Below are 25,524 nucleotides of genomic sequence, written 5' to 3' on the forward strand. Positions count from 1 at the left end.
ACGAAACCGGTGATTTTACCCCGCCCGCGAAGCCCCGGCTTGCGCTTAATGCGAAACGCCGTCGCGCCGAATCACCTTGACGAAGGTTAGCCACAATATCCGGATATCGAACCAGAAAGACTGGCGACGCAAATACTCAACATCCAGCTTGACCTTCTCGGGGATCGGCAACTCGTCCCGACCATTGATCTGCGCCCAACCGGTCAGCCCCGGCACCAACTCATGCACGCCGCACTCAGTCCGCAAAGCAACCAGATCATCCTGGTTGAATAGCGCCGGACGCGGCCCGACAAAGCTCATGTCGCCAACCAAAATACTCCACAACTGAGGCAATTCATCCAGGCTCGACTTACGCAAAAATGAACCAATCGGTGTCAGATAAACCTTGGGATCCTGGAGTAGATGCGTCGCAACAGCCGGCGTTCCAATACGCATGCTTCGGAACTTCGGCATCTTGAAAATTCGATTATGACGTCCAACACGATCCGACCAGTACAGCGCAGGCCCCGGCGAAGTCAGCCTGACCATCAACGCAGCCAAGGCGATCGGTAGCGCTAGAACTACGGCAGCAGCAATCGCCAGCAATAAATCAAAAAAACGCTTCATGAATTCAACATTTCCGACAAGCCATCGACAAGCGAAACTTGCGCCCGCCATCCCAACTCACGCTCAATCCGCGCCGGTGAATACCAGGCCGAGTTGAGCAAGCGATCGACCACTTCGCTATCCAGCGGCAAGCGACGCCCAGCAAGCTTCTCCAGCCAGTCACCGACTTTGGCCCCTCCCCAAAGCAACGAAGCCGGTACCGACAAATGGCAAGGTGGCAAGCCCTGCGCCTGACGCAAGGCGTCAAACAAGGCACGCCCCGAGGGGGCATGCTGGCTGGCAACAATGTAAGTTCGCCCGTTGGCACGCCCATCACCGGCAACCAAGCGCATCGCCGAAACTACATCATCAACGTGAATCAGGGAACGATGATTACCCGTCTCAGGCAAAGGGGGAAACAATCTGCGCTTTACCAGACGCCCCATACGCTCCAAATTACCCCTCCCGCCCGAACCATAGACCATGGCCAGACGGAGATTGACAACATGCATCCCGTAACGCCGCCCTGCTTCAAGCACAGCTTGCTCAGCAGCCAACTTGGACTGACCGTAGGCTGTTTTGGGATCACCAAGAAAGCTCTCGTCCACACACTGCTCGCCTGGTTCCGCCATGGCCTTGACGCTGGACAAAAAAATAAAAGACCTAACGCCAGCGAGGCCCGCTGCCTCCACAAAATTGCGGGTACCTTCAAAATTCACAGCCCAATGCTTGGCTGAATCCTCTTCGGACAACGTCGAAAAAGCATGGGCATATCCAGCACAGTGAAAAACGCTCGTAACTTGAGAGCAAGCTTGAACTAGGCTATTCGCGCCCGCCAAGTCTGCAAACACATCCGCAAAACCAACACCCAGCCGGTGCGCAAGTTGACGGAACGCAACCCCTTCAGCCGACAATCGGGATACAAGACGTCGCCCAATAAAACCCGAAGCACCAGAAACGAGAATCACAGTACGGGGCAACAAAAATCAGTTTTTACCACGCGGCAACCGCCCCCAATGCTTCAAGAAATAGCGTCCCATGCTCGCCAAATGCCAGCGCAAATGACGCAAGCTGCGGTGACTATCACGGCGCGCATCGTGGATAACAGCTACCGACGGGCAAACGATGAGTCCCAACCCAACCTTTCTCGCGCGCACACAAATATCGACATCCTCGTAGTACAAGAAAAATTTCGGGTCGAAACCACCCAATCTTGCATAATCCGCACTACGAAACAGCATGAACATCCCTGCAACCCAATCCGGATGAAAAACAGGAGCGTTCAATTTCAGCTTGTAACGGCCATCCTGCCCCCCACACGCCTTCTGCAACAGCGAAGCCACCGTCGGAAACCGCCTAACGCTATCCTCCACCGCTCCACCGGGAGCAAGCACCAACGGTGCTGCAATAACTGCCCCTGATTTCTCCAACTCGGTCAGCAAAGTTCCGAAAGGGTTACCTTGCAAAGAAATATCCGGGTTCAACGGGCAGAAAAATGGCTGGGTGCAATGCTCAAATGCCGCATTGTGATTTTCCCCAAAACCTTTGGGTTGAGGGTTATCGAGCACGACAATGCGGTCACTTTCCGGCATCTGTATCGCCTCGGGAATATTTCGTGTGACGATGATCTGCGCCACTTCCCCACACATCAATAGCGACTCGATCAAGCGCACGACCATTACGCCATGGCCATGACTGACGATGGATACGGCGATCAATTCAATCTTCCCATTCGCCCTGTCAAACCATGCCACCCCCCCTTTGTCATCATCCACCAATGCTTATGTCGGGGTTTGGCAAAAAGAGTGTAGAACCCGTACTTGAGAAACAACCTCCACCCATCAGCCAGCTTCCAATGCAACGGTGGCCAATCCTGACAATACATCCAGATTGCATTACGAAAATGGTAATAGTGGCGTAGCGCGCTGTGATGCGGAAATTTATTCCCGAAGAACACAAACGGCTCATCACCAAGATCATGACTCATCAGCGCCGCACATGCTCCAAATGACTGAAAACCCTTGGCTTTCGCCCGCAACCCCCACTCGATATCGACATAGTCAATGAACATTTCTTCGTTCATGCCGCCAACCAAAGTTAATGTTTGCGTTGGAATCAAGCAACCTGAAGCAATAAGATAATCAACCTCCACAACAGAATTGCAACTTCTACAAGGCTGACGCTCCACCTTCAGGCCCCGCACTTGAATAAATGGCGGAGGATTGTCATGCCTCTCGTCAAAATAACGCGGCCCAACTGCAGCAAGTTTCACACCGGCTGCCAGCTTGACCTCGGCCACCTCCTTCAGTTTGGCAACCATGCTGCCTTCCGGATGGCTATCGTGATCGAAGAGAATCACGTAATCTGCCTTTTGGTGTATTGCATATTGGATCCCAATATTTTGCGCAGCGGCAATTCCTTTGTTATCCCCTAAAGCAACCAGTTGTAGCGGTACGGAATATTGATACTCACCCAACCAAGACAGGACAGCTTCCGATGAACCGTTGTCCACGACCACGACGCCGTTGACCTGAGATGCCAACGAATTCAACAGCATCCCCAGCTTATTAAGCTCAGGCCTATAAGTCACCACAACAGCCCAAACGCCCCCTTTATTTATTGTCATTCTGTTTTACACATACCAAAGTGATAAACTCCCGCGTATCCGGAGAAAAACGAGCCTGAATTTCAGCCAGAAACTGCCCCAACAACGAATAGCGGAAGCGCCGTTTTCCCGATGCCTTGGCGACAATCAACCGACTCTCTCGCCACATGGCAGCAGTAGCAAAACAACTGAAGCAATCCTGAACATTTGAAAACCCGATTTCTGTCAATTTCTCCCGCAGTGATTTTCTGGAAAAAATGTGCAAATGACGCGGCGGTTCGAGGCCACGCCAATATGGTCCGAATACAGATTGGCCGTTGCTGCCTATGTTGGGTGTCTCAAGCCATAAGACTCCACCAGGTTTGAGTAGTCGATAACAATCGGCCAGAAGATCCCAAGGGTCGAAGACATGCTCCAAGATATGGCTAAGAGTGATACGGTCATAACACGCACGCTCGGAAGCAAGAAGGTGGATCGTACCCTCAAAAACATCCAGCCCACGCGCCCGCGCAGCTGCAACTGCCCGGGGATCGAAATCAACTCCTTGCACCTGCCACCCGGCGCGTCGAGCAAACTCGAGATAATTTCCGTTACCGCACCCGACATCCAGCAACCTGGCTTGGGAATGAGGCAACGGCTCCAAATTCCGCGCAAGTGCCGCATCGACTCCCTGACGCCCGGTGGAAAACAACCTTAGCAACCACCGACCTGGCCAAAGCGCAAAATCAGAACGAACACCAAATTTGGCAAGCAAATAATCATCTCTCAGGCCATGCCAAATTCGACGTGACAGCCCTGACGCCACATCATAAGAACGATGGGTGTAATAGCTCCTATAGGCGAGTGAAATAGTCTGCTGATTGGGCCGCGGGTCAAGAAATGCACTGCCGCAGTGCTGGCACTCGAATAACGACCACTCTCCTGGTGCGCACTTGAAGAAAAAATCCTTTAAACCGTCGTGCAAGAGCGCCCGTTCGTTTCCACCACACAAAGGGCAAACGGGAACAGGTTCCAACCCGTCGGTTGGCCATATGGCCTGCGCAGAAGCTTTGGATTGCATTATTGACCTTGAAGGTTTTTTACCGGCCTGCTTGCCGCACGGCCTAGCTGACGTAGCTGACCGGGCAAGAAAATACCACAAGCCAAAAGTATTAGACACAGCAAGCCCAAACGCCACCAACCACTTTCCAGAAAATCCACCATCCAGAGCAGACTCATCACACAAATTGACGCCACAATCAATTGAATAACGAATCCATCTCTCGCCAACAGCAAACGTTCGGCCAACACTGTCATCACGATCATGTCGAACAGAACACGCAACATCCACACTATTGCGACCCCTTCTATGCCATAACGCTCCGCGGCAAACACCAAGGCCACAAGATAAAACGGCAACTCGAACAAATGTAACTTCGCCGCCCAATCGGCACGACCTGCCCCATGAAGAACAGTGATAGACACCTGCCCCAGAGCATTGATAAATACACCCACTAATAAAATACGCGCAGCTCCCGCTCCTTGCCGAGCAAAATCGCCCCCCAGCCACCAAGCAAGGCCTTCATCAGCAAAAACATAAAGTATGGCTACAGCAGGTAACATCAGCCCGAAAACTGACCTCATTGCATAACGATAGACAAGCCTAACAGCACCAAAATCGCTCACCAAACGCGCAGCGACAATGGGAAATAACACGCCAGTCAACGCTCCGGAAACAATCCACAAACGCGTAACGATCTCATACGGCGTTGCGTAATAGGCAACAGCCACAGCCGAAAGCAAACCACCAATCAGAAATCGATCCGCATAAACCATTAACGGCCCAACCACATTTGAAATCGTCATCCATCCGCCAAAAGCAACAAGCGGCCGAACCATAGTCTTTTTGAATCTCAGCCCTGCGCTCAGGTCAGGGCACATACGCAAACACATCCTTCTCGACACCCACCAACCAGCAATTCTGGTAACAGCTAGCGAGATCATGACCGGAATTAATCCGTCAGCGAAAAGCAAGCTCAGCAACGGTGCCACAAAAAGCGCAACCCCAAGCGGGATCCGGACCCAATTCACCAAATCGAAGCGACCATAGGCTTCTAGCACCCCTCGCCATCCAGCCGACAAGAGTACAAACGGCAGCGCAAGTGAAAGTATCCATAAGCTAGTCAGCGTCTCCTCCTTCAAAGCGACGGAGATCGAAAGCCAATCAACCAGCCACGGAGCCATACAAGCCACAGAAGTACCAGCGATTACACCAAACCAACGAATCACAGCAATGGCAGTACCTGTCAAGTCACCAATTTCCTCGACCAGCCCTGAGCCAAGCTTTTCGGCAACCAAGCGGGTCAGCGCCCGTCCGAGGCCAAAATCGAAGAGACTGAAGTAACCGACCAGTAACCACGCAAGATTCAATATCCCGAAGCGCTCGATCCCTAGTTTGGATACAAGCACCGGCATCGTTGCCAACCCAACCCCCAACGGCAAAATGGAACCCCAAAGGCTCCAGAGCGCATTACGAAAGAAGCCCGCACCACTATTCACAGCCCCCCCTTGTTTATTCGGCACTACAAAATTTATTTTCAAACCACAGCTGCTAGGTGAACGACAGTCACTGGCTTGGCGGTAATCTGATCACTCCAACGGCACCGAAGCAGTTCTGGACGCGGACATCACCCACCAGTAGCCGGATGAAGGCTGGCTGTGCCTAGCCATTGTGATCGACCCGATCAACCGTGAGCTCGTCAGCAGGTCGCTGAAACCGCTTGTGACGGTAGCCGTCCTGAAGAATGCGCAACCATGGCTGCTGCACAACGCCGACCGGGGTAGCCAGTACTTCAGTCATGCATTTCAGGGAAAGCTTGATGGTTACGGAATGACCTGTTCGGCGAGCCGAAAGAGGACCTGCAAGAATAAGGCGCCGAGGGAGAGTGGGTTTAACACACTGTAATCCGTTCTACGACCAGCAAGCATGATGCTTCAAGTGATTTCGCAGGATTGATAAAGAGGCTATTCACATCAGAATCGGCGAAAACCAAATCGCAACTTCATCCACATCAAAACGGATTCAAAGCGCCCCTTCCAGAGCGCATAACGATCACCAATCACATGCGCAACAGCACTCAACCGTAAATGATGACCTAACCTTATTTCATGCTGACCTAAATGTATATAGCGCTCAACCAGTTCGAGATAGGCTGCCGGGTAACCCTCCAACGAAAATTCCTGCGCGATTGGTGAAAACCTATTCGCAACTAATACGCAATCCTGCACAGTCGCAATTGCAGATGCCTTGGTGTGCTCATGAGTAACCAGAAAAGTCATTGGCACACCTGAGGCCACTTCACGCAAATAACTAACCGCACACCCCACGTCGTCACCATAAGTGGTCAAATCTACGATTGCTCCAAAAGATTGGAGGGGTAGTAATACGGACAGTGGCTCAAGTTCCTTTTTATTAGAAATGATAAAGATGCTGGCAGCGAGAAAAGGGCGAACTGGTGACTTTAAATATTCCGAAGCACTGTTAAAGTGTAGAAGGGTAGCCATGGGTAAAGCACCAATGGAAAGCTTCAAGTATTCATATCGATGGTCAACCTCGTTTGAGGACCGCAAGTGCACTTGAGCATATAAAGGCCATTGTTTCGATAAGGGAATCCATTCCGGCACCTCTGACTTAAATTCTTTCAGCAGCCTTAGGCACTCACGCCAACTCTCGACCGCGGACTCAAAACTATAGTTACTCCTTACATCGTAGGCTGCATTTTTAACAATCCAGGCTCGCAGTTTGACGTCTAACATCAGTCGCTCGATAGCGGCAACCCATTCCTCAGTGGAGCCTCCCACCAGTAGTCCTGAATACTCATGAGTCACGGAGTTGGTGTAAGGAGGGAAGTTGCTATAAATCCCAGCAACACCACACCCACCAAACTCTCGGTATTTGTTGTTTGTCTTGGAATGAAAGAACGGTGTATCAACTCCGGGCGCAAGGCCTATGTCAAAACCAGCCTGAAAAAACGATTGTATAAATTTTTCATAGCTCCTTACCCCCTTGTTCAACACAACCCCACTAACACCAGAAAGTTGCCGGGGCACAGAACTGCGCCAAAGGTGAAACTCGATCTTTCCAGCATGTTTTTCAAGGATAACCCGCACCGCTGAAAAAACTGTCTCCTCCAACTTGTCATCATCAATACGACCGGTTGGATAGGCAATCCTGGTCACCCCATCCGGTGTTCGCCTAGACAGTCCATTAACAATGGATCTATCGAAATAACTACGTATTACCTGAGGGTGGCCACCATGAGAAACAACGCGCTGAAATATGCGATCAGAATAGACCCGCGTAACCTCACTGAGGGAAAAAAAACGCTTTAAAACGTGGAGCCTAAAAAAGGCTCTGTGGTGGAGCCCGATATACGTTGTAAGCGGTATTTCCTCAAAGTTATCGTCTATTTCATAAACTATTTTTTTCCCTTTGCGCTTCAGTTCGTAGAGAACTGACAGGTCCTTAATCTCGCAGTTTCGACAAAAAACAGCAACATCGCACCAATTAATATCATGAGAAATAAGAATAGTAAGGCTGGAAAGCCGCACACGTAGCTTGATTTCACCCTGCCGCTCCAGATCGGCGAGAGGCCGAAGGACACCAATGATCGTGCTTGGGATAAACCCTGGCAGGACAGCTAACACATTCATCGGTTAGCACTCCCGGAAATGATATTTGTTTGGTGCCTGTCTATAAGACGTCGAAGGGCTTGAATAACATCATCCAGCTCAAAAACCAGGAAATTTACAGGAGTCAGAATCTTATCTATACAGTACAGAGCCCCTCCCTCCACTCTCCGGCTTCCAACGAGAAGGCGGCCTCTTTCAATTTCTGACGACGAGCAAATGCCCTGATCTTGCAGGTAGGTCAGTTGCTCTGACAGAAAAGACAGCTGCCGTTCAACAAAAAGATACGGATCGTCGGGTGGCGAAATAGGGCCGGTTTCTGGCCTGACAGGGCATGGCTTGACTGCCTGGAGTGAATAGATGATCTGTTCTGCCACATTCAGTTTCGACGAGCAAGCAACTACTCTATCCGGCCCACTCTGTTGCGCATACTGAGGAAAGTAGAACTTATCGATACGTAGCGTCTTGAACTCGAGATCAATTTCGCTATTCGCGGAATAACGAAGCCCCCAGTGCGGACAGCTCGGCGTCTGGTATTCGAGCTTTGGAATCGCCTCACATTCGAGATCGGAGGAGAAAAATCTGAACGTGTGCTCATTAAAGCAAATGTTATTGTTATGAAAAGGATTGGCGAGATTAACCGAGGTAGTGAAATAAGGCACAACGATCTTGAACTGCGCTTCAGGTCGGAGCACACGGTAAGCTTCCCTCATTACATGGAAAAAACCATCCAGACTAAGGTGTTCCAGCGTATGCGACGAGTAAATAAAGTCAACACTACTGTCGTCGAATGGCAAAGGTTCATAGTTTAAATCGATGACGACATCGGCATCGCTCATTGGTGAGAAATCAATTCCAACTGCGCCCGCTATCTTCTTTCTACCACATCCAATATCGAGAATAAGCATTTCTCCACCTCTATTCACTCTCAACCTCATCGTTCCATCAGGGGGGCACGCGCTTCGTAATCCTTAATGACCGCATCACTGTCCCCATCAGCAATGATTCTCCCATGATGCAACCAGACAACCCGATGGCAGAACCTGCGAATAAGGTCCATTGAGTGAGAACTCAACACGGTTGTACGCTCACCGGATAGCAGTTCTTCGATGCGTTGCCTGGCCTTCTCAGCGAACTGAGCATCCCCTGCGCCGACCACCTCGTCTGCTATTAATATCTCTGGATTAATCGCTGTGGATGTTGCAAATGCAAGACGCATGAACATCCCCGTTGAATACGTTCTTGCAGGCAAATGGATGAATTCACCTAGTTCTGAGAACTCGGCAATGTCCCCAATCTTGCGTTCAATGGACGCTGGTGACTCACCAAGAAACATCAGACGAATGCGAATATTTTCTAGGCCAGTATGGTGCAACTCTAGGCCAGTCGCAAAATCAAGTAGCGGCGATACGCGCCCGACAATCTGAACCGAGCCATGGCTTGGTTGGAATATTCCTGACATGACACGCAGGATTGTGCTTTTTCCCGCCCCATTCAGACCGATCAAGCCCACTCGCTCGCCTTTGTTAATTCTCAGAGAGACATCATCGAGAGCTCGATAATGAGATTTTGGCTGCTTGCGATTCCTATTAAAGACATTCAGCAAAGCACTTTTCAGACTAGCCCCGTCTGCGGGGTCAAGTGGGTAATCAATTGAAACGTTTTTTAATTCGATCATGACCAGAATGGTACGAAGCGGCTCCAACGGAAGCCCAGTTGGAAGCGGAGAGCAACGAACGCCAGAGCAAAAACCGAAGACGCCAGGTAATGGAGCGGTTCAGCAAGTTCGCCGTTCAGAATTGGATACCGAACCACCTCGATCAACGAAGCGAAAGGATTAGCGTAAATTGCAGCAGCAAATCCTTTTTTGATCAAAACTTCGGCAGGATAAATAACGGGCGTAACAACGAAAAGCAGGCTAAAGATTCCAGCTAGGCCGTGCTGCAGGTCCCGATAACGAAGACCCAAGTAGGCCAACGACCCAATAGCCCCATAAGCATAGACGATCAGGATCAAAATTCCGGGTATGCCAAGAACGAGACCAAGCAGCGTTAGCTTGCCAAAATAGAGCAGGACACCCAAGGCGGTCGCCAAACCGATAGCTAGAAAAATCAATTGTGTGAGAACTGTCCTAAAAATAAATATCGACTGTGGCAAAGGCAGTTGCTTAAGGTAACCGTGTGCAATGACAAAAGCCGAACAACCTTCCGTCATAGCGGCAGCAATGAAAGCCCATATCGCAAAACCAAGTGTTAAGAAGGGGATAAAGTCATCTGGCTTCAAATGAAAGACCGCGGCCCAGATGAAACCTGCACCCAGTGAAAATGCCAACTGGTGCAAAACTGGCCACACAATTCCTAATTTGGAGCGCCTGAATCTGCTTTTTACATCTGAGCCCGAAAGATAAGTCCAAATTTGGAAGTTATTTATCGCGAGCTTGAACTCCCGGAGTAATGGTGTCATTTCAAAGTCTTGGTTAATTCGCTAAGGCCCATGCGGACCAATCCGCTATAACGTTGCTCTTCCAAAAAGCCAAGTCGCTTATATAGGCGAATTGCGCGATCATTCGTTTCGATGACCTCAAGAAACAGGTACTGAAGGTTGAGCACATTAGTACATAAGCAAATCAGTGCTTTGCATGCCGCCATCATGTAACCCTTGCCACTACTATCCGGTGCGACCAGGAAACGACCGATTTCGGCGCACCCCTTGTCCCACTGGACCTCGTAGACCGATACCTGCCCGACCATTTTTCCCTCAGCTTCTATAACAAACAGAAAATCATCATCCTTATTGAGATAGCGATGAAACCATGCCTGATGCTGCTCAAGAGTAAGCAGATTGGAAGTCTTAAACCAGACACGGGCATCATCACGATTTCTCCAGTCCAGAGTTTTTTCCAAATCTGACTCTTCAATCAATCTCAGACTAATGATTTCGTTGCCAAATGGTGCGATGCTTCTCTTCATTTTGTGTATCGAATGATAAGCTCTGAAACCAAATCAACATCTGCTTTAGTCAGTCCCATGTGCATCGGCAAGGAGAGAATCTCTTGGCTAGCCTTGGCCGAGTTTGGACATGATCCTTGGGCGTACGAATACATACAGTATTCAGTATTGTCCCGATAATGTACGCCGGGATAAATTTGGTGTTCATTGAGTGCAAGCATCAGTGCGTCGCGGTTTTGCACACGTATCTGAATAAGGTGTGTTGATGACTCACAGCCAGAAGCAACAGGAACCACCTTGATATGCTCATGCCCATCTAAATTCTCGCGGTACCATTTTGCGAGCTGGCGACGATAGGCGTTATCCTGATCTAGATATTTCAAAGAAACCAAACCAATCCCCGCCATGATGGAATTGCCGTGATATTTGTAGCCGACCTCTTCAATGTCGTACATCCATTTATAGGCCCCCTGCGCTGCCGTACGCGCGTAGGTATCTTTGTTGATCCCTAACCATGCCAGCTTGCGCGCACGCACATCACGCGCCTCATCCGTGAAGCAGATCATCCCGGAATCAGCTGTGGCGAGATTTTTTACCGCTTGGAAACTGAAGACAGTGCAATCGGCATCGTATCCGACATGCTTGCCATTTAGACGCGTACCCGCCATATGGGCTGCATCCAAGATGAGGATCAGACCCCGATCCCTGCAAAGCTTAAGGACCTCTTCATAGCGTCCGGTATTACCACCAATTCCCACAAAGATGACGGCACGAGTACGTGGTGTAATTTTTCGCTCTATATCCTCGGGCGACAGACATAGATATTCATCAACGTCAGCAAAGACAGGTTGCAGGTTGGTATAAACAATTGCGTGGTTGGAAGATACAAATGTGAGTGATGTAGAAATGACTTCATCACCGTCTGCCCAACCAAACTCTGTCTTGAACATGTGTAGAGCCAGATGCAGACCGACAGTGTTTGAACTCAGAAAATGTGCATAGGGCAGCCCCGTGTACTCTTTCCATTTGTTTTCCATCTCGACTGTTTTGAAGCCCAGTCCAGTCCAGCCTTTTTCCAGACATTCGCGAATTTGGGCAAGGCACTCGTCAACACGAAAATTTGGTACAAATAATTGAATAGCCATCTCTTATATTCCTTAAAAGTTAATATTTTTCTGCGTTTTTAAAGTCAAGACCTTGCTTATCTTTATCGGATAACATTGGGTCAAGCGCAATTGGAAATCCGCAGGGCACGACTGGCCAATGAATGTTGATATCTGGGTCGTCAAACCGGATGCAGCGCTCGTGCTCCGGATACCAGTAGTCGGTAACTTTGTAGTGAAATCTCGCCACTTCTGAAAGAACGAGAAAGCCATGAGCAAAACCCTCAGGTACCCAGAGTTGTTTTTTATTTTTAGCAGATAGTGTTTCACCCACCCATTGGCCAAACGTGGGAGAGTTACTACGGATATCAACGGCAACGTCAAAAACTTCACCTTCAGAGACTCGCACTAATTTGCCTTGTGGTTTCACCACCTGATAGTGGAGTCCACGAAGCACGGCCTGCTTGGACATCGATTCATTATCTTGAACAAAACAGATGTCACGTCCCACGGCTTCATTGAAGCGTTGCTGGTTGTAACTTTCGAAAAAGAAACCGCGATCGTCACCGTAAAATTTAGGCTCCAACACCAGAACATCAGGGATGCGTGTGGGTGTAATTTTCAAAATGAACCTCCCTCTTTTAGCAAACGCAGCAGGTACTGCCCATAGCCATTTTTAGCGAGTGGTTGCGCAAGCCTTTCAAGCTGACAGTCATCGATAAAACCCTTTCGGAAAGCAATTTCTTCTGGGCAAGCAACCTTCAGGCCTTGGCGGTGTTCAATAGTTTCGATGAAGTTACTGGCTTCAATCAGACTCTCGTGAGTACCTGTGTCAAGCCACGCGTAGCCGCGCCCCATAATCTCCACGCGAAGCTGGTTACGTTCGAGGTAAATGCGATTCAAGTCAGTGATCTCCAGCTCGCCCCGCGCCGATGGTTTAAGGCTGGCGGCAATTTCTGCAACCTGTTTGTCATAAAAATACAGGCCAGTAACCGCGAAATTGCTCTTGGGTTTTTTAGGCTTCTCTTCCAAGCTGGTAGCACGACCTTGGGCATCAAAAGCAACCACGCCATAACGTTCTGGGTCGTTCACATGATAGGCGAATACCGTTGCACCTTGTTCGCATACCGTAGCTTTTTCAAGTTGCGCATTAAGGTCGTGACCATAAAAGATGTTATCCCCCAACACTAGAGCACTCGGGGCATCACCGATGAAATCCTTTCCAATAATGAAAGCCTGAGCTAGACCGTCCGGACTCGGTTGAACAGCGTAGCGCAGATTAAGTCCCCAGTCTCCGCCGTCGCCAAGTAGTTGCTCAAAGCGCGGAGTATCTTGTGGAGTAGAAATGATTAGGATGTCACGTATTCCAGCAAGCATTAGAGTGCTAAGGGGATAGTAGATCATCGGCTTGTCGTAGATCGGCAGTAACTGTTTGGATACTGCCTTTGTGACCGGGTAGAGTCGGGTTCCGGAGCCACCGGCCAGGATAATACCTTTACGTTTCATAATGGTTTTGGCATCACAAGTTCGTTAACAAATCTCTCAACATCAATTTTCCATTCAGGCAAAACAAAACCGAATTCAGAGCATAGTTTTTTGCTATCTAGCATGGAGTTTTTGGGTCGTACAGCACCTGTTTTGTAGGTATCGGCACTGACAGGGAATATCTTGTTTGATGCAACCTTGACCGGAAGACCTTTTTTCTTGGCTAAACCAACAAGGTATTTTGCATATTCATACCAAGATGTTCTACCTGTAGCAACCAAATGGTAAATGCCACTTGCAGATTCTTTCAACAACTGATCCCACGTAACTCGATAAAGCATCTGAGCTGTAATGTCTGCAATTAGGCTTGCACTGGTTGGCGCACCAAAACTGTCAGAGACTACGTCGATCTGATCCATTTCGATAGCGCGCCGAAGTATCGCGAGAGGAAAATTAGCGCCATGTATGGAATAAACCCAGCTACTACGAAGGATTAAATGTTTGCATCCACTATGTCTAATAGCATTTTCACCATCTAGCTTTGTCAGCCCGTAAATACTAAGCGGTAGGGCTTGGTCGCTCTCAACATATGCTGCCTGTTTTCGTCCATCGAAAACATAGTCCGTTGAATAATGAACCAACCATGCATCAAGCTTTAGCGCCTCTTCGGCTAGTACCTGAACAGCAAGTTCATTAACTAAGCGAGCTTTATCGGGCTCAATTTCAGCCTTGTCAACGGCAGTATAGGCTGCAGAATTCACAATAACGTTTGGACGATACAGCCTGACACAACTACGAACTGCCTCCAGTTCGGTCAAATCGACCTCTTGGCGTCCAAGAGACAACAACTTCCCCAGTGGCGAAAGGGTTCTTTGTAGTTCCCATCCAACTTGTCCATCTTTACCGATCAGTAAAATTCTCACGTTAAGCTCCGTATTGCTTGCCCACCCACTGCTTGTAGGCGCCACTGGTGACATTGGCCACCCAAGCCTGGTTGTCGAGATACCACTGGACGGTCTTGCGGATGCCGGTCTCGAAGGTTTCGGCCGGCTTCCAGCCGAGTTCGCGTTCAATCTTGCTGGCGTCGATGGCGTAGCGGCGATCGTGACCGGGGCGATCCTGGACGTAGGTGATCTGTGCCCGGTAGGGCTGGCCATCGGCCCGTGGCTGCAGTTCGTCGAGGATGGCACAGAGGGTATGCACAACATCGAGGTTGGGCTTTTCGTTCCAGCCGCCGATGTTGTAGGTCTCGCCCAGGCGGCCGGCTTCGAGCACGCGGCGGATGGCGCTGCAGTGGTCCTTGACGTAGAGCCAGTCGCGGATTTGCTGGCCGTCACCGTAGATAGGCAGCGGCTTGCCGGCCAGGGCGTTATGGATGACCAGCGGGACGAGCTTTTCCGGGAAGTGGTAGGGACCGTAGTTGTTGGAACAATTGGTGGTCAGGACCGGCAAGCCGTAGGTGTGGTGATAGGCGCGGACCAGGTGATCGCTTGCCGCCTTGCTTGCCGAGTACGGACTGTTCGGTTCGTAGCGGTTGGTTTCGCGGAAGGCCGGATCGTCCTGGCCGAGCGAGCCATAGACTTCGTCGGTGGACACATGCAGGAAGCGGAACTGGCTCTTGGCCGGTTGCGCCAGGCCGCCCCAGTAGGCACGCACCGCTTCGAGCAGGCGGAAGCTGCCGACGATGTTGGTCTGGATGAAGTCTTCCGGGCCGTGGATGCTGCGGTCGACGTGCGATTCGGCGGCGAAATTGACCACGGCGCGCGGCTGGTGTTCGGCCAGGAGCTTGCTGACCAGCGCGAAGTCGCCGATGTCGCCATGGACGAAGACGTGGCGCGCATCGCCCTCAAGACTGGCGAGGTTCTCCAGGTTGCCGGCGTAGGTCAGCGCATCGAGGTTGATGACTCTTTCATCAGACTGGGCCAGCCAGTCCAGTACGAAATTGCTGCCGATGAAGCCGGCGGCACCGGTCACGAAAATGCTCATATAGTTCTCTCACTTAAATCAAACGTCTGGCGCTAAGCCATAGAAACGACGGCGAACTAACAGGCTGCTGAAATACCGCCCTGCAAATGCAGACGGTGGCATGGAACGGAGTCGTTTTTCGTAAGGCGAAGCGGATTTTCGGTCGTTCGCACGTGTTTTACAGGGATTCCGAGGTGTTTTCCTATCATATTGCCCCCAGCGGACGGATTGCTCCCAAGGAGCGCATGCGCGTCAGGTTGTAGGCGGCCATGGTCAGCACGAACAACTGATCGACCTTCTCCAGTCCGCGCACCATCACCTGGCGTATCGGCCCAATGAACTTGGCCCAGCCGAATCCCTGTTCGATGAGTTTGCGCTTTTGCTGGGAGATCGCGTAACCGTCACTGCCGGCAATGTCGTCCGGCACGGCAGAACGGCGATGGCTGGTGTTCTGCGCCACATGGGGAATGACATTCAGTTCGATGAGTGCCGCAATGAATTCCTGGGCATCGTAGCCCTTGTCCGCGCCAAGGGTGATTTCAGCCGTTTCGCCGGCGACTTGGCGGGCATCGGCGATCAGGGCCTTGGCAACTTCCCGCTCGGCATAGCCATCGGCCGTGGTCACGACCGCACTGGCAATGAGTCCGTGGCGGTTGTCGCTCAAGGTGTGTCCCATGTAGCGCAACTCACTGGCGGTATTGCCCTTGCGGTACAGTCGGGCATCCGGGTCGGTACGCGAGGCGTGGGTGTCATTGCTGCGTGACTGGCCCTTGAAATTGCCGCCGCCTTCATCATCTCCGCCGTCTTTGCGCAGGAAACTCTTGTGTCCCGCCCAAGCCTGGATGAGCGTGCCGTCGATACTGAAATGTTCGCCTGATAGCCAGTTCTGCTTCTCGGCAATGGCCAGTACCGCATTGAAGAGTTCGATCACGGCATCGTGGGCAATCAGGCGTTCGCGATTCTTGGTGAAGACGGTGGGCACCCAGACTGCATCGTCCATCGATAGGCCGATGAACCAGCGAAAGAGCAGGTTGTACTGGGTCTGCTCCATCAATTGCCGTTCCGAGCGAATGCTGTAGAAGATTTGCAGCAGCATGGCACGCAGGAGTTTCTCCGGGGCAATGCTGGGGCGACCGCCTTTGACGTCGGCGGCATACATGCCGCTGAGCAGGGGCTCGATATCCTTGAGCGCCAGGTTCACCATCGCCCGGATCGGCCGCAACGGGTGCTGCGCCGGCACAAAGTCGTCCAGGCGACGCATCGTAAACAAACTCTCGGTGAAGGTGTCGGCTCCGCGCATGATCCGCTTTGTGCTCTCGGTAATCTCGGTGAATCTCTATAACAATCAAACCCGCTGTTTCGTCGACAGGATGCGGAAGTATTTCAGCAGCCTGCTAAGCTAAAAGTTAAAAACCAGTAATTATACAAAGCAAACAGGGAGACGTCGTTATGACCAAGGTAATACCCCCCAACTAACACTACTTACTTCCTGCGAGCCTGAAGAAAACAACTCGAAACTTCCGGTTAGCTCTATGCGCACAGAAAGCAAGTTGGATTGTCACGCTGCCAGTAACACGCATCTATGCACATTGCGCTCAACTCCCTATTTGCTTTCCAACCAAGTAAACTGTCCTCGAGAGTAGATCGTGATGGTAGGCTGCCACATCACTAGGGTGACGACGGGGAAGCTGATAAGGAGCATGGCGGTTACTGGCTGTGGCAAAAGCATTGATCGCATCAAGAACACTGTAGCCATAACCTGTTCACAAATTAACAGCAATGCACTACAGCTCCCATAACCGTGCCAAAGCTTTCAGGTGCCCGGCAACAAGGTAACTACGTGAATATTCACCCCACTATCCGGCGCTGGGTAATCGTTGCCCCTGACTTTCAGGCATTCACATCGCCCAACCGCCGCCTGGGCGACGAAAGGCATCCGGTTCTTCGGAAGATCCTGCGAACCTTCGCCGATCAGTCCACGGTCACGCGCCCCAGCGGATTGAAACAGCGCAGGATGCCGATGCGCCAGGAGGAGCCGGAAGATGCAGATCACACAATACTCCTCGATAATCGATTTGGTGCCTCCATACGGATTGGTTGCCGATAGCGGGTGTTGCTCGGTCAAAGTCCAAAACTGCGGTTTGCCAATAGACCGTTGCCGAGGAACTGAAGACCAACATTTTGACGCCACATTTGGCCATGGCCAGGAGCGGGTGATACGTACCGATTACGTTGTTGTCGTGGTAGCTGAGCGGCTTTTCGAGTGATTCAACGACTTCTTTCAGAGCATCACAGTACATGATCGCCATGCAGCTGTAGCGGGGATCACCTCCTCTAGGGCATTTTGGTCAGAAATATCGCCTTTGACGACATTGAGCTTGCGGCCGGAAATTTTTTCACTCAGGCCAACGCCTCGGGCGTGGCTGATGCAAGAATAGTCGAACACCGCCAATTCATGCCCTGTGTTGAGTAGTTCGACACACGTATGCGAGCCGATGTAGCCGGCCCCGCCTGTCACCAGGATCATGCGTTCTCCTCAGTACTCCCTAACGCGTAAAAAACTGGCGAATCTCGGCAGCCCTGTGCGTGTAAGTTCCCGATAGCGATAAGTTACTCTCGCCCCGATCGGTGGCGGGTTTTGCCGCTGGGCATCCGAGAAACCGGTGCCCAGCAGAAAGGTCTTTCCCTCTGGCGTCCGTACCTGGAGCGCGCCCAACCGGCCAGTGTGACGCCCTTTGCCCGCACGGTGACCGATGACTTCGGCCTCGGCATCGAGCCAGGGTTTCAGTTTGAGCAGGGTATCGCTACGCCCGGTTTCATAGACGGCATCGGCACGGTGCAGCATCAGCCCTTCGCCACCAGCGTCGAGAATTGTAGCAAGCCATTGTTGCAACTCGTTGAGATCACTTACCGTAGACTGATCGATTCGCTGCAGCCAGGGCACATTGGCCTGGTGAACCAGTTGGCCGATCTGATCGACACGCTGGCGAAATGATCCCGGCGCCCCAGGCAGTTCAAAAATCATGTAGCGCACGTGGCGCCATTCGGCATCGACGGGAATTTCCTTGCGGACGATGCCTGATACGCGCTCGAAGCTGCCACGGCCAATCCATAGCTCGCCGTCCAGCGGCTGCGCTGGCAATGCATCGACAAACCACGCAGGGGCATGAATGGGCTTGCCACTGCGAAAGCGCAAACTCCGCCCATCCCAAACCGCCCGCACACCGTCCAGCTTCTCGCTGACCAGGTATTGGGTTACATCAACCTGATTGCGGTAAACGTTGGCCAACAGAATGGCTGGCTCTTCGTCGGCATTGGCAGTGAATGAAATGCTCATCAGCACCCCGATCCACAGCGCCAGCAGCCAGCGCAACATCAGCCCTCGCCTGCCCAGCTGCGCCGCGCCTGACGGGCGATACCGAAGATTTCCTCAAGGCGTGCCCCATCGTTTTGTGACAGGGCGACATGCAATTCGTCGAGCTGCGCACGATAGCTCTCCAGCTCACCGAGCAGGGCCACGCGATTGGCTAGACAAATGTCACGCCACATTTCGGGATGGCTGGCGGCAATGCGCGTGAAATCCCGGAAACCGGAGGCGGCAAACGTGAAGAACAAGTCGGCGTCGTCACGCACGGCGAGGTCATGAACCAGCGCAAATGACAGCAAATGGGGCAGGTGGCTGACGGCAGCGAAGACGCGGTCGTGCATTTCCGGCGTCAGTTCATAGATGTCGGCACCACACAGCGACCAGGCGCGCTTGATGCGATCGAGACGTTCGTCTTTGTTTTCCGGTAGCGGCGTAACGACGACCTTCTTGCCTTGATACAAATCCCAGCGTGCCGCTGCCGGACCACTATTCTCGGCGCCGGCTATCGGGTGTGCCGGAACGAATTTGCCGATATGCCCCTTGAAGGCTGCCCGCGCGGCGGCAACGACATCGCCCTTGGTTGAACCGCCATCGGTGACGATGGTGTTCGGGCCGAGATAGGGAGCGATGCGTTCGAAAATTTCCGGCATCTGCGCCACTGGAGTTGCCACCAGAACGATGTCGGCGTCGCCGATCTCATGCGCCGGGTTGATGCCGGCCCGGTCGATCACGCCGAGTTCCTGGGCCTTGCGCAGCGTTGCTGGCGTGCGGCCAAAACCGACAACTTCCTCGACGGCTCCCGCTTCTTTGAGGCCGAGCGCAAACGAGCCGCCGATCAGGCCGGTGCCGAAGATGACGACCTTGCCGAACTCGGGCAGACCGGCGTCCATTTAGCGGGCCTTTTCCAGCGCCTCGATGAAGCGGGCATTTTCTGCCTCGGTGCCGATCGTGACGCGCAACCATTCAGGCAAACCATAGCCAGCGATCGGACGAACGATGACACCTTGCTTGAGCAGCTTTTGATTAACCGTCGCGGCATCGCCGGCGCGAAAGGTCACGAAATTGCCGCAGGACGGGATGTATTCCAGCCCCAGGCGATCGAAGGCAGCGACCAGTTGCGCCATGCCGCGACGATTCAATTCATAGCTGGCGGAGAGAAATTCGTGATCGTCCAGGGCAGCCAGCGCCCCAGCCAATGCCAGGTTGTTGACGTTGAATGGCTGACGCACGCGGTTCATCAGATCGGCCACTTCGGGCGAGGCCAGGCCGTAGCCAACACGCAAGCCGGCCAGGCCGTAAATCTTGGAGAAGGTACGGCAGATGAGCAGGTTCGGGAAATCCTTGAGCCAGGTCGCCGTATCGATGCGCTCGTCAGCCGGGATGTACTCGTTATAGGCCTCATCGAGGACGACGACGACATCCTTGGGGACACTTTCGAGGAAGGCACGCACCTCGGCATAAGGCAGGAAATTGCCGGTCGGGTTGTTCGGATTGGCGATCCAGACGATGCGCGTATCCGGGCGGATGGCCGCACGCATGGCGTCGAGGTCATGGCCATAGTTCTTGGCTGGCGTAGCGATCAGTTCGGCACCGGTGGACAGCGTAGCCAGCGGATAGACGGCGAAAGCATGCTGGGCGAAGACAGCAGAACGACCGGGGGCCAGGAAAACGCGGGCGACCAGGTCGAGGACATCATTCGAGCCGTTACCGAGAACGACCTGATTCTGGGCAACGCCGCACCGTTCGGCGATCTTGGCGATGAGGTCGAACTGGTCCGGGTAGCGCTCGACCCCGCCAATCGCGCTCTCAACCGCCTGGCGGGCCTTCGGGCTCATGCCCAACGGGTTTTCGTTGGAAGCCAGCTTGACGATGCTGTCAACTGGAATGCCCATCTCGCGGGCCAGTTCGGTGATCGGCTTGCCCGGCTGATAGGGGGAAATGGCACGGACGTAGGACAGGGCTTGCTCGGCAAGGCTCATGGACAATCCTCAGTAAACGGCGACCGGGTAGGACCCGAGAGTTTTCAGATAAGCAGCGGAGGCAGCCAGCTTGTCGAGTGCTGCCTTGATTGCCGGCTCATCACGATGGCCTTCGATATCGACATAAAACACGTACTCCCACAACGCATTGCGGGCTGGGCGGGACTCCAGGCGGCACATCGAGACGCCGGCGGCGGAAAGCGGCTGCAACAGTTCATGCAGCGCACCGGTGCGGTTGGGCGCGGACATGATCAACGACGTCTTGTCACGCCCCGAGGGGCCGGCATCGTGCTTGCCGAGGACGAGGAAGCGCGTGGTGTTGTTCGGCTCGTCCTCGATGTTCTCGACCAGCTTGGGCAGCTCGTAGCGGGCGGCGGCGGCCTCGCCGGCAATGGCCGCCGTGCCCGGCTCCTCGGCGGCCTTCTGGGCAGCTTGGGCATTACTGCCGACCGAGATACGCTGGGCATTGGGCAGCATGCGATTCAGCCATTCGTGGCACTGGGCCAGCGACTGGGCATGCGAGTAGACCTTGGCAATCTGGCTGAAATCGGTTTCGCGGGACAGCAGGTTCTGGTGGATACGCAGCACGACCTCGCCACAAATCCTGAGCGGCGTGGATAGCAGCAGGTCCATCGTCCGCCCAACCGCCCCTTCGGTCGAATTCTCGACCGGTACCACGGCGTAATGGGCATGCCCCGCCTCGACCTCACGGAATACGTCGTCGATCGACGTCTGCGGCAGCAGGCGGGCGGCGTGGCCGAAATGCTTGGTCGCCGCCGATTCGGAAAAAGTACCGAGCGGGCCGAGGAAGGCAATGCCGAGCGGCTCTTCGAGCGACAGGCAGGCTGACATCACCTCGCGGAAGAAGAAGGTGATGTTCTCGTTTGCCAGCGGTCCGGGATTGGTGTCCTGCAAGCGACGCAAGACCTGCGCCTCGCGCTCGGGACGGTAGATGTAGCCTGCGTCGCCATGCTCAGCCTTGATCGCGCCGACGCGCTGGGCACAACGGGCCCGTTCGTTGAGCAGCTTGAGCAACTCGCCATCGATGCGATCAATGTCGGCACGGACGCCGGCCAGGGCCTTTTGCAGATCGTCGCTCATGGTCTTATCCGTTGCGTTTGGCGAACTCGTTCATAAAAGCGACCAGCGCCTGCACCGACTCCAGCGAGACCGCGTTGTAGATCGAGGCGCGCATGCCGCCGACCGATTTGTGCCCCTTCAACGAGGCGAGGCCGGCCGCCTTGGACTCGGCCAGGAACTTGGCGTCCAGATCCGGATTGGCCAATACGAAAGGCACATTCATTGCCGAACGACAATCCGCATCGACCGGGTTACGGTAGAAGCCGCCGGACTGGTCGATGCACGCGTACAGGATGCGCGCCTTTTCAGCATTGATCCTGGCCATGCCTTCCAGGCCGCCCTGCCGCTTCAGCCACTGGAAAACCAGGCCGGCGATGTAGATGCCGTAGGTCGGCGGCGTGTTCAGCATCGAGCCGTTTTCGGCCATCACCGCGTAATCCATCACAGTCGGGATGGTCAGCGGCGCCATGCCGAGCAGGTCGCGGTGAATAATGACCAGCGTGACACCGGAAGGGCCGATGTTCTTTTGCGCCCCGGCGTAGATCAGGCCGAACTTCTCGACCGGGACCGGGCGCGACAGGATGTGCGAGGACATGTCGGCGACCAGTGGCACACCGGTATCGGCGATACGCTCGGCCGGAATCTCCACGCCGTGGATCGTCTCGTTGGTGCACACGTGCAGGTAGGCGGCGAACGGATCGAGTTTGATCTCCTCGGCGACCGGCAGACGGGTGAAATTGCTCGCTTCGGTCGTCGCGGCGCAACGGACATTGCCAATGCGCTGCGCTTCCTTGAAGGCCTTCTTCGACCACGAGCCGGTCACGATGTAGTCGGCTGAACGGCCGGCCAGCAGGTTCATCGGGATCTGCGCGAACTGCTGTGTCGCCCCGCCCTGCAGGAACAGCACCTTGTACTGCTCGGGGATCCCCATCAACTCGCGCAGGTCGGCTTCGGCCTGCTCGATGATGCTAGTGAACTCCTTGCCGCGATGGCTCATCTCCATCACGCTACAACCGGAACCGTGCCAGTCGAGCAGTTCTTCCTGGGCCTGCTTGAGTACCTCTTCGGGCAAGGCCGCCGGGCCAGCGCTGAAATTGTGGATGCGAGTCATTTAAGCCTCTCCGCCTTCGTTGTCTGCGCCTGCCCCCTCGGCGGGGTTGTCCGCAGTGAGCGGCGCTTCGCCTTCATTGTCGTTCTCGGCGACCGACTCGGCTACCTTCTCCAGACCGGCCAGCTTCTCGCCGTCGTCCAGCGAAATCAGCGTGACGCCCTGCGTCGCCCGGCCCATGCCACGGATTTCCGAGACGCGGGTGCGGATCAGCACACCGCCGGTGGTGATCAGCATCACCTCGTCGTTGTCGTCGACCAGCTTGGCCGCGATCACCACGCCGTTACGCTCGGAATCGGCAATCGCCTTGACGCCCTGGGTGCCCCGACCGGAATGGCGGAAGTCGGCCAGCACGGTGCGCTTGCCAAAGCCGTTTTCGGTGGCGACCAGAACCGTTTGCTGATCGCTCTCGGCAACCAGCAGCGAGATCACCTTCTGGCCCTCCTGCAGCTTCATGCCGCGCACGCCACGCGCGCCACGGCCCATCGGGCGGACATCCTCCTCGTCGAACCAGACCGCCTTGCCGGCGTCCGAGACGAGCACGATGTCGCTCTGGCCAGTGGTCAGCTCGACACCGATCAAGTAGTCGTCATCCAGCAGGTCGACGGCGATGATGCCGGCCTTGCGCGGGTTGGAGAAGTCGGACAGCGGCGTCTTCTTGACCGTGCCGTCACGGGTAGCCATGAAGATGAACTTGTCGTCGACGAATTCCTTCACCGGCAGCACCGCATTGATCTTCTCACCTTCTTCGAGCGGGAAGAGATTGACGATCGGCTTGCCACGGCTGGCCCGGCTACCCTGCGGCGCTTCGTAAACCTTGAGCCAGTAGCAGCGGCCGCGGTTCGAGAAACACAGAATGTAGTCGTGCGTATTGGCAACGAAGAGATGATCGATGAAATCCTCATCCTTGATCGCCGCCGCCTGCTTGCCGCGCCCGCCGCGCTTCTGGGCGCGGTAGTCGGCCAGCGGTTGCGCCTTGATGTAGCCGCCATGCGACAGGGTGACCACCATGTCGGTCGGTGTGATCAAATCTTCGATGCCGAGTTCCTGCGTGTGCAGCACGATCTCGGACTTGCGCTCATCACCGTACTGCTCGCGCACGGCGTTCAGTTCATCGACGATGATCGCCGTGATGCGCTCCGGCTTGGCCAGGATGTCGAGCAGGTCGACGATCTTGTCCATGACTTCCTTGTACTCGCCGACGATCTTGTCCTGCTCCAGGCCGGTCAGGCGCTGCAAGCGCAGTTCCAAAATCGCCTGGGCCTGCGTGTCGGACAGGCGATAACCCTGCGCTGACAAGCCGAATTCCGGCAGCAAGCCATCCGGACGCGAAGCATCGGAAGCCGCCCGGGCCAGCATTTCCTCAACCACCGGGCTGCGCCAGGTGCGCCCCATCAGCCCTACCTTGGCATCCGGCGGCGTCGGCGCGGCCTTGATCAGGGCGATGATTTCATCGACATTGGACAGCGCGACGGCCAGGCCTTCCAGGATATGACCGCGTTCGCGCGCCTTGCGCAGTTCGAAGACCGTGCGCCGGGTGACCACCTCGCGGCGGTGCGACAGGAAGCACTCCAGCGCCTGCTTCAGGTTCAACAGGCGCGGCTGGCCGTCGACCAGCGCGACCATGTTCATGCCGAAGGTGTCCTGCAACTGCGTCTGCTTGTACAGGTTGTTGAGGATGACCTCGCCGACCTCGCCGCGCTTCAGTTCGATGACGATGCGCATGCCCGATTTGTCGGACTCGTCGCGGATGTCGGAAATGCCTTCGATCCGCTTCTCGTTGACCAGCTCGGCGATCTTTTCGATCAGCGACTTCTTGTTCACCTGGTAGGGAATCTCGTCGACGATCAGCGCCTGGCGGTCGCCCTTGCCGATGTCCTCGAAGTGCGTCCGGGCGCGCATCACGACGCGGCCGCGGCCGGTCTTGTAGCCCTCGCGCACGCCCATCACGCCGTAGATCAGGCCGGCGGTCGGGAAGTCCGGGGCCGGGATGATGTCGATCAGGTCGTCGATGGTGATTGCCGGGTTTTCCAGCAGCGCCAGGCAGCCGGCAACGACCTCGTTCAGGTTGTGCGGCGGAATGTTGGTCGCCATGCCGACCGCGATACCGGCCGAGCCGTTGATCAACAGGTTCGGGATGCGCGTCGGCAGGACCGAGGGTTCAAGTTCCTTGCCGTCGTAGTTCGGTTCGAAATCGACCGTTTCCTTGTCGATGTCGGCCGTCAGGTCGGACGCAATGCGATCAAGGCGGCATTCGGTGTAACGCATGGCGGCGGCGTTGTCGCCGTCGATCGAGCCGAAGTTGCCCTGGCCATCGACCAGCGTGTAGCGCAGCGAGAAATCCTGCGCCATGCGAACCAGGGTGTCGTAAATCGCCGAATCACCGTGCGGGTGGTACTTACCCATGACCTCGCCGACGACGCGGGCACACTTGACGAAGGGACGGTTCCAGACGTTGTTCGTTTCGTGCATCGCGTACAGCACGCGGCGATGCACCGGCTTCAGGCCGTCACGCGCATCCGGCAACGCCCGGCCGACGATGACGCTCATGGCGTAATCGAGATAGGAACGCCGCATCTCGTCTTCGAGGCTGATCGGCAATGTTTCTTTGGCGAATTGGTCCATGTCTCA

At 54.3% G+C, this 25,524-nt stretch carries 26 protein-coding genes and 1 pseudogene; 1 reads left to right on the top strand and 26 read right to left on the bottom strand.

Translation table 11 applies throughout. The features are described 5' to 3' along the window. Positions 1–45: 45 nt before the first annotated feature. From K420_RS0116150 to K420_RS19340, 6 genes are all read right to left on the bottom strand, one after another. On the bottom strand, positions 46–606 hold the full coding sequence (locus K420_RS0116150; RefSeq protein WP_027458957.1) for a sugar transferase: 561 nt from the start codon (positions 604–606) through the stop codon (positions 46–48). After that, positions 603–1,565, bottom strand: coding sequence for an NAD-dependent epimerase/dehydratase family protein (locus K420_RS0116155; RefSeq protein WP_198293870.1), 963 nt, complete (start codon positions 1,563–1,565; stop codon positions 603–605). Before K420_RS0116155 ends, K420_RS0116150 begins: the two co-directional genes overlap by 4 nt. A gap of 6 nt (positions 1,566–1,571) precedes the next feature. Further along, positions 1,572–2,303, bottom strand: coding sequence for a glycosyltransferase family 2 protein (locus tag K420_RS0116160; protein WP_027458959.1), 732 nt, complete (start codon positions 2,301–2,303; stop codon positions 1,572–1,574). Next, positions 2,300–3,211 carry a glycosyltransferase family 2 protein gene (locus K420_RS0116165; RefSeq protein ID WP_027458960.1) on the bottom strand — a complete coding sequence of 304 codons (912 nt, stop codon included), beginning with the start codon at positions 3,209–3,211 and terminating at the stop codon, positions 2,300–2,302. The genes K420_RS0116160 and K420_RS0116165 overlap by 4 nt, the downstream gene beginning before the upstream one ends. Continuing rightward, entirely contained in the window at positions 3,198–4,154 is a 957-nt protein-coding gene (locus K420_RS20290) for a class I SAM-dependent methyltransferase (RefSeq protein ID WP_198293872.1), read from the bottom strand. The genes K420_RS0116165 and K420_RS20290 overlap by 14 nt, the downstream gene beginning before the upstream one ends. A 95-nt stretch (positions 4,155–4,249) precedes the next feature. Beyond that, positions 4,250–5,770 (bottom strand): flippase, encoded by a 1,521-nt coding sequence (locus tag K420_RS19340; protein ID WP_084019708.1) that lies wholly within the window; start codon positions 5,768–5,770, stop codon positions 4,250–4,252. A 226-nt stretch (positions 5,771–5,996) separates the two neighbouring features. Between K420_RS19340 and K420_RS21220 the strand changes: the two are divergent. After that, positions 5,997–6,131, top strand: a pseudogene (locus tag K420_RS21220) (IS3 family transposase); the annotation flags it as partial. Positions 6,132–6,202: 71 nt separating this feature from the next. On the opposite strand, the gene K420_RS20650 reads toward K420_RS21220, so the two are convergent. The 20 genes from K420_RS20650 to gyrA all read right to left on the bottom strand — a co-directional run bounded on the left by K420_RS20650 (position 6,203) and on the right by gyrA (position 25,518). Beyond that, positions 6,203–7,882, bottom strand: coding sequence for a glycosyltransferase (locus K420_RS20650; protein ID WP_157275138.1), 1,680 nt, complete (start codon positions 7,880–7,882; stop codon positions 6,203–6,205). Further along, positions 7,879–8,766 (bottom strand): class I SAM-dependent methyltransferase, encoded by an 888-nt coding sequence (locus tag K420_RS19885; protein WP_157275139.1) that lies wholly within the window; start codon positions 8,764–8,766, stop codon positions 7,879–7,881. Before K420_RS19885 ends, K420_RS20650 begins: the two co-directional genes overlap by 4 nt. A gap of 26 nt (positions 8,767–8,792) precedes the next feature. Beyond that, a complete protein-coding gene (locus K420_RS0116185) occupies positions 8,793–9,536 on the bottom strand; it encodes an ABC transporter ATP-binding protein (protein ID WP_035854943.1) in 744 nt (247 codons plus the stop codon). Next, positions 9,533–10,321 (bottom strand): ABC transporter permease, encoded by a 789-nt coding sequence (locus K420_RS19350; protein ID WP_051453204.1) that lies wholly within the window; start codon positions 10,319–10,321, stop codon positions 9,533–9,535. Before K420_RS19350 ends, K420_RS0116185 begins: the two co-directional genes overlap by 4 nt. Next, the gene (locus K420_RS0116195) at positions 10,318–10,827 is read right to left on the bottom strand and encodes a GNAT family N-acetyltransferase (protein WP_027458963.1); all 510 of its coding nucleotides are present in this window, start codon (positions 10,825–10,827) and stop codon (positions 10,318–10,320) included. The genes K420_RS19350 and K420_RS0116195 overlap by 4 nt, the downstream gene beginning before the upstream one ends. Further along, entirely contained in the window at positions 10,824–11,951 is a 1,128-nt protein-coding gene (locus K420_RS0116200) for a DegT/DnrJ/EryC1/StrS family aminotransferase (protein WP_027458964.1), read from the bottom strand. The genes K420_RS0116195 and K420_RS0116200 overlap by 4 nt, the downstream gene beginning before the upstream one ends. Before the next feature lie 19 nt (positions 11,952–11,970). After that, positions 11,971–12,534, bottom strand: a complete 564-nt coding sequence (rfbC, locus tag K420_RS20295; RefSeq protein ID WP_084019710.1) for a dTDP-4-dehydrorhamnose 3,5-epimerase — start codon at positions 12,532–12,534, stop codon at positions 11,971–11,973. Next, positions 12,531–13,415 carry a glucose-1-phosphate thymidylyltransferase RfbA gene (gene rfbA, locus K420_RS0116205; protein ID WP_198293873.1) on the bottom strand — a complete coding sequence of 295 codons (885 nt, stop codon included), beginning with the start codon at positions 13,413–13,415 and terminating at the stop codon, positions 12,531–12,533. Before rfbA ends, rfbC begins: the two co-directional genes overlap by 4 nt. After that, on the bottom strand, positions 13,412–14,317 hold the full coding sequence (gene rfbD / locus K420_RS20300; RefSeq protein ID WP_198293874.1) for a dTDP-4-dehydrorhamnose reductase: 906 nt from the start codon (positions 14,315–14,317) through the stop codon (positions 13,412–13,414). Before rfbD ends, rfbA begins: the two co-directional genes overlap by 4 nt. A 1-nt stretch (position 14,318) precedes the next feature. Continuing rightward, a complete protein-coding gene (gene rfbB / locus K420_RS0116210; protein WP_027458966.1) occupies positions 14,319–15,380 on the bottom strand; it encodes a dTDP-glucose 4,6-dehydratase in 1,062 nt (353 codons plus the stop codon). A gap of 184 nt (positions 15,381–15,564) precedes the next feature. Further along, a complete protein-coding gene (locus K420_RS0116215; protein WP_027458967.1) occupies positions 15,565–16,659 on the bottom strand; it encodes an IS5 family transposase in 1,095 nt (364 codons plus the stop codon). Positions 16,660–17,172: 513 nt separating this feature from the next. Continuing rightward, a complete protein-coding gene (locus K420_RS20975) occupies positions 17,173–17,412 on the bottom strand; it encodes a hypothetical protein (RefSeq protein WP_232422854.1) in 240 nt (79 codons plus the stop codon). Next, the gene (locus K420_RS21095) at positions 17,342–17,668 is read right to left on the bottom strand and encodes an NAD-dependent epimerase/dehydratase family protein (RefSeq protein ID WP_332308175.1); all 327 of its coding nucleotides are present in this window, start codon (positions 17,666–17,668) and stop codon (positions 17,342–17,344) included. The genes K420_RS20975 and K420_RS21095 overlap by 71 nt, the downstream gene beginning before the upstream one ends. Further along, a complete protein-coding gene (locus K420_RS21100; protein ID WP_027458968.1) occupies positions 17,641–17,886 on the bottom strand; it encodes an NAD-dependent epimerase/dehydratase family protein in 246 nt (81 codons plus the stop codon). Before K420_RS21100 ends, K420_RS21095 begins: the two co-directional genes overlap by 28 nt. A 9-nt stretch (positions 17,887–17,895) precedes the next feature. Further along, the gene (locus tag K420_RS0116230) at positions 17,896–18,735 is read right to left on the bottom strand and encodes a DNA ligase (protein ID WP_027458969.1); all 840 of its coding nucleotides are present in this window, start codon (positions 18,733–18,735) and stop codon (positions 17,896–17,898) included. Then, positions 18,735–19,616 (bottom strand): prephenate dehydrogenase, encoded by an 882-nt coding sequence (locus K420_RS0116235; protein WP_035854946.1) that lies wholly within the window; start codon positions 19,614–19,616, stop codon positions 18,735–18,737. Before K420_RS0116235 ends, K420_RS0116230 begins: the two co-directional genes overlap by 1 nt. Then, positions 19,617–20,705: a histidinol-phosphate transaminase gene (gene hisC / locus K420_RS0116240; RefSeq protein WP_027458971.1), complete on the bottom strand. Its 1,089-nt coding sequence runs from the start codon at positions 20,703–20,705 to the stop codon at positions 19,617–19,619. Positions 20,706–20,714: 9 nt separating this feature from the next. Further along, on the bottom strand, positions 20,715–21,806 hold the full coding sequence (pheA, locus tag K420_RS0116245) for a prephenate dehydratase (RefSeq protein WP_027458972.1): 1,092 nt from the start codon (positions 21,804–21,806) through the stop codon (positions 20,715–20,717). Positions 21,807–21,810: 4 nt separating this feature from the next. Continuing rightward, a complete protein-coding gene (gene serC / locus K420_RS0116250) occupies positions 21,811–22,896 on the bottom strand; it encodes a 3-phosphoserine/phosphohydroxythreonine transaminase (RefSeq protein ID WP_027458973.1) in 1,086 nt (361 codons plus the stop codon). After that, positions 22,897–25,518, bottom strand: coding sequence for a DNA gyrase subunit A (gyrA, locus tag K420_RS0116255; RefSeq protein ID WP_027458974.1), 2,622 nt, complete (start codon positions 25,516–25,518; stop codon positions 22,897–22,899). Between the last annotated feature and the right edge of the window lie 6 nt (positions 25,519–25,524).

The organism is Dechloromonas agitata is5, assembly GCF_000519045.1.
Classification (GTDB): Bacteria; Pseudomonadota; Gammaproteobacteria; order Burkholderiales; family Rhodocyclaceae; genus Azonexus; species Azonexus agitatus.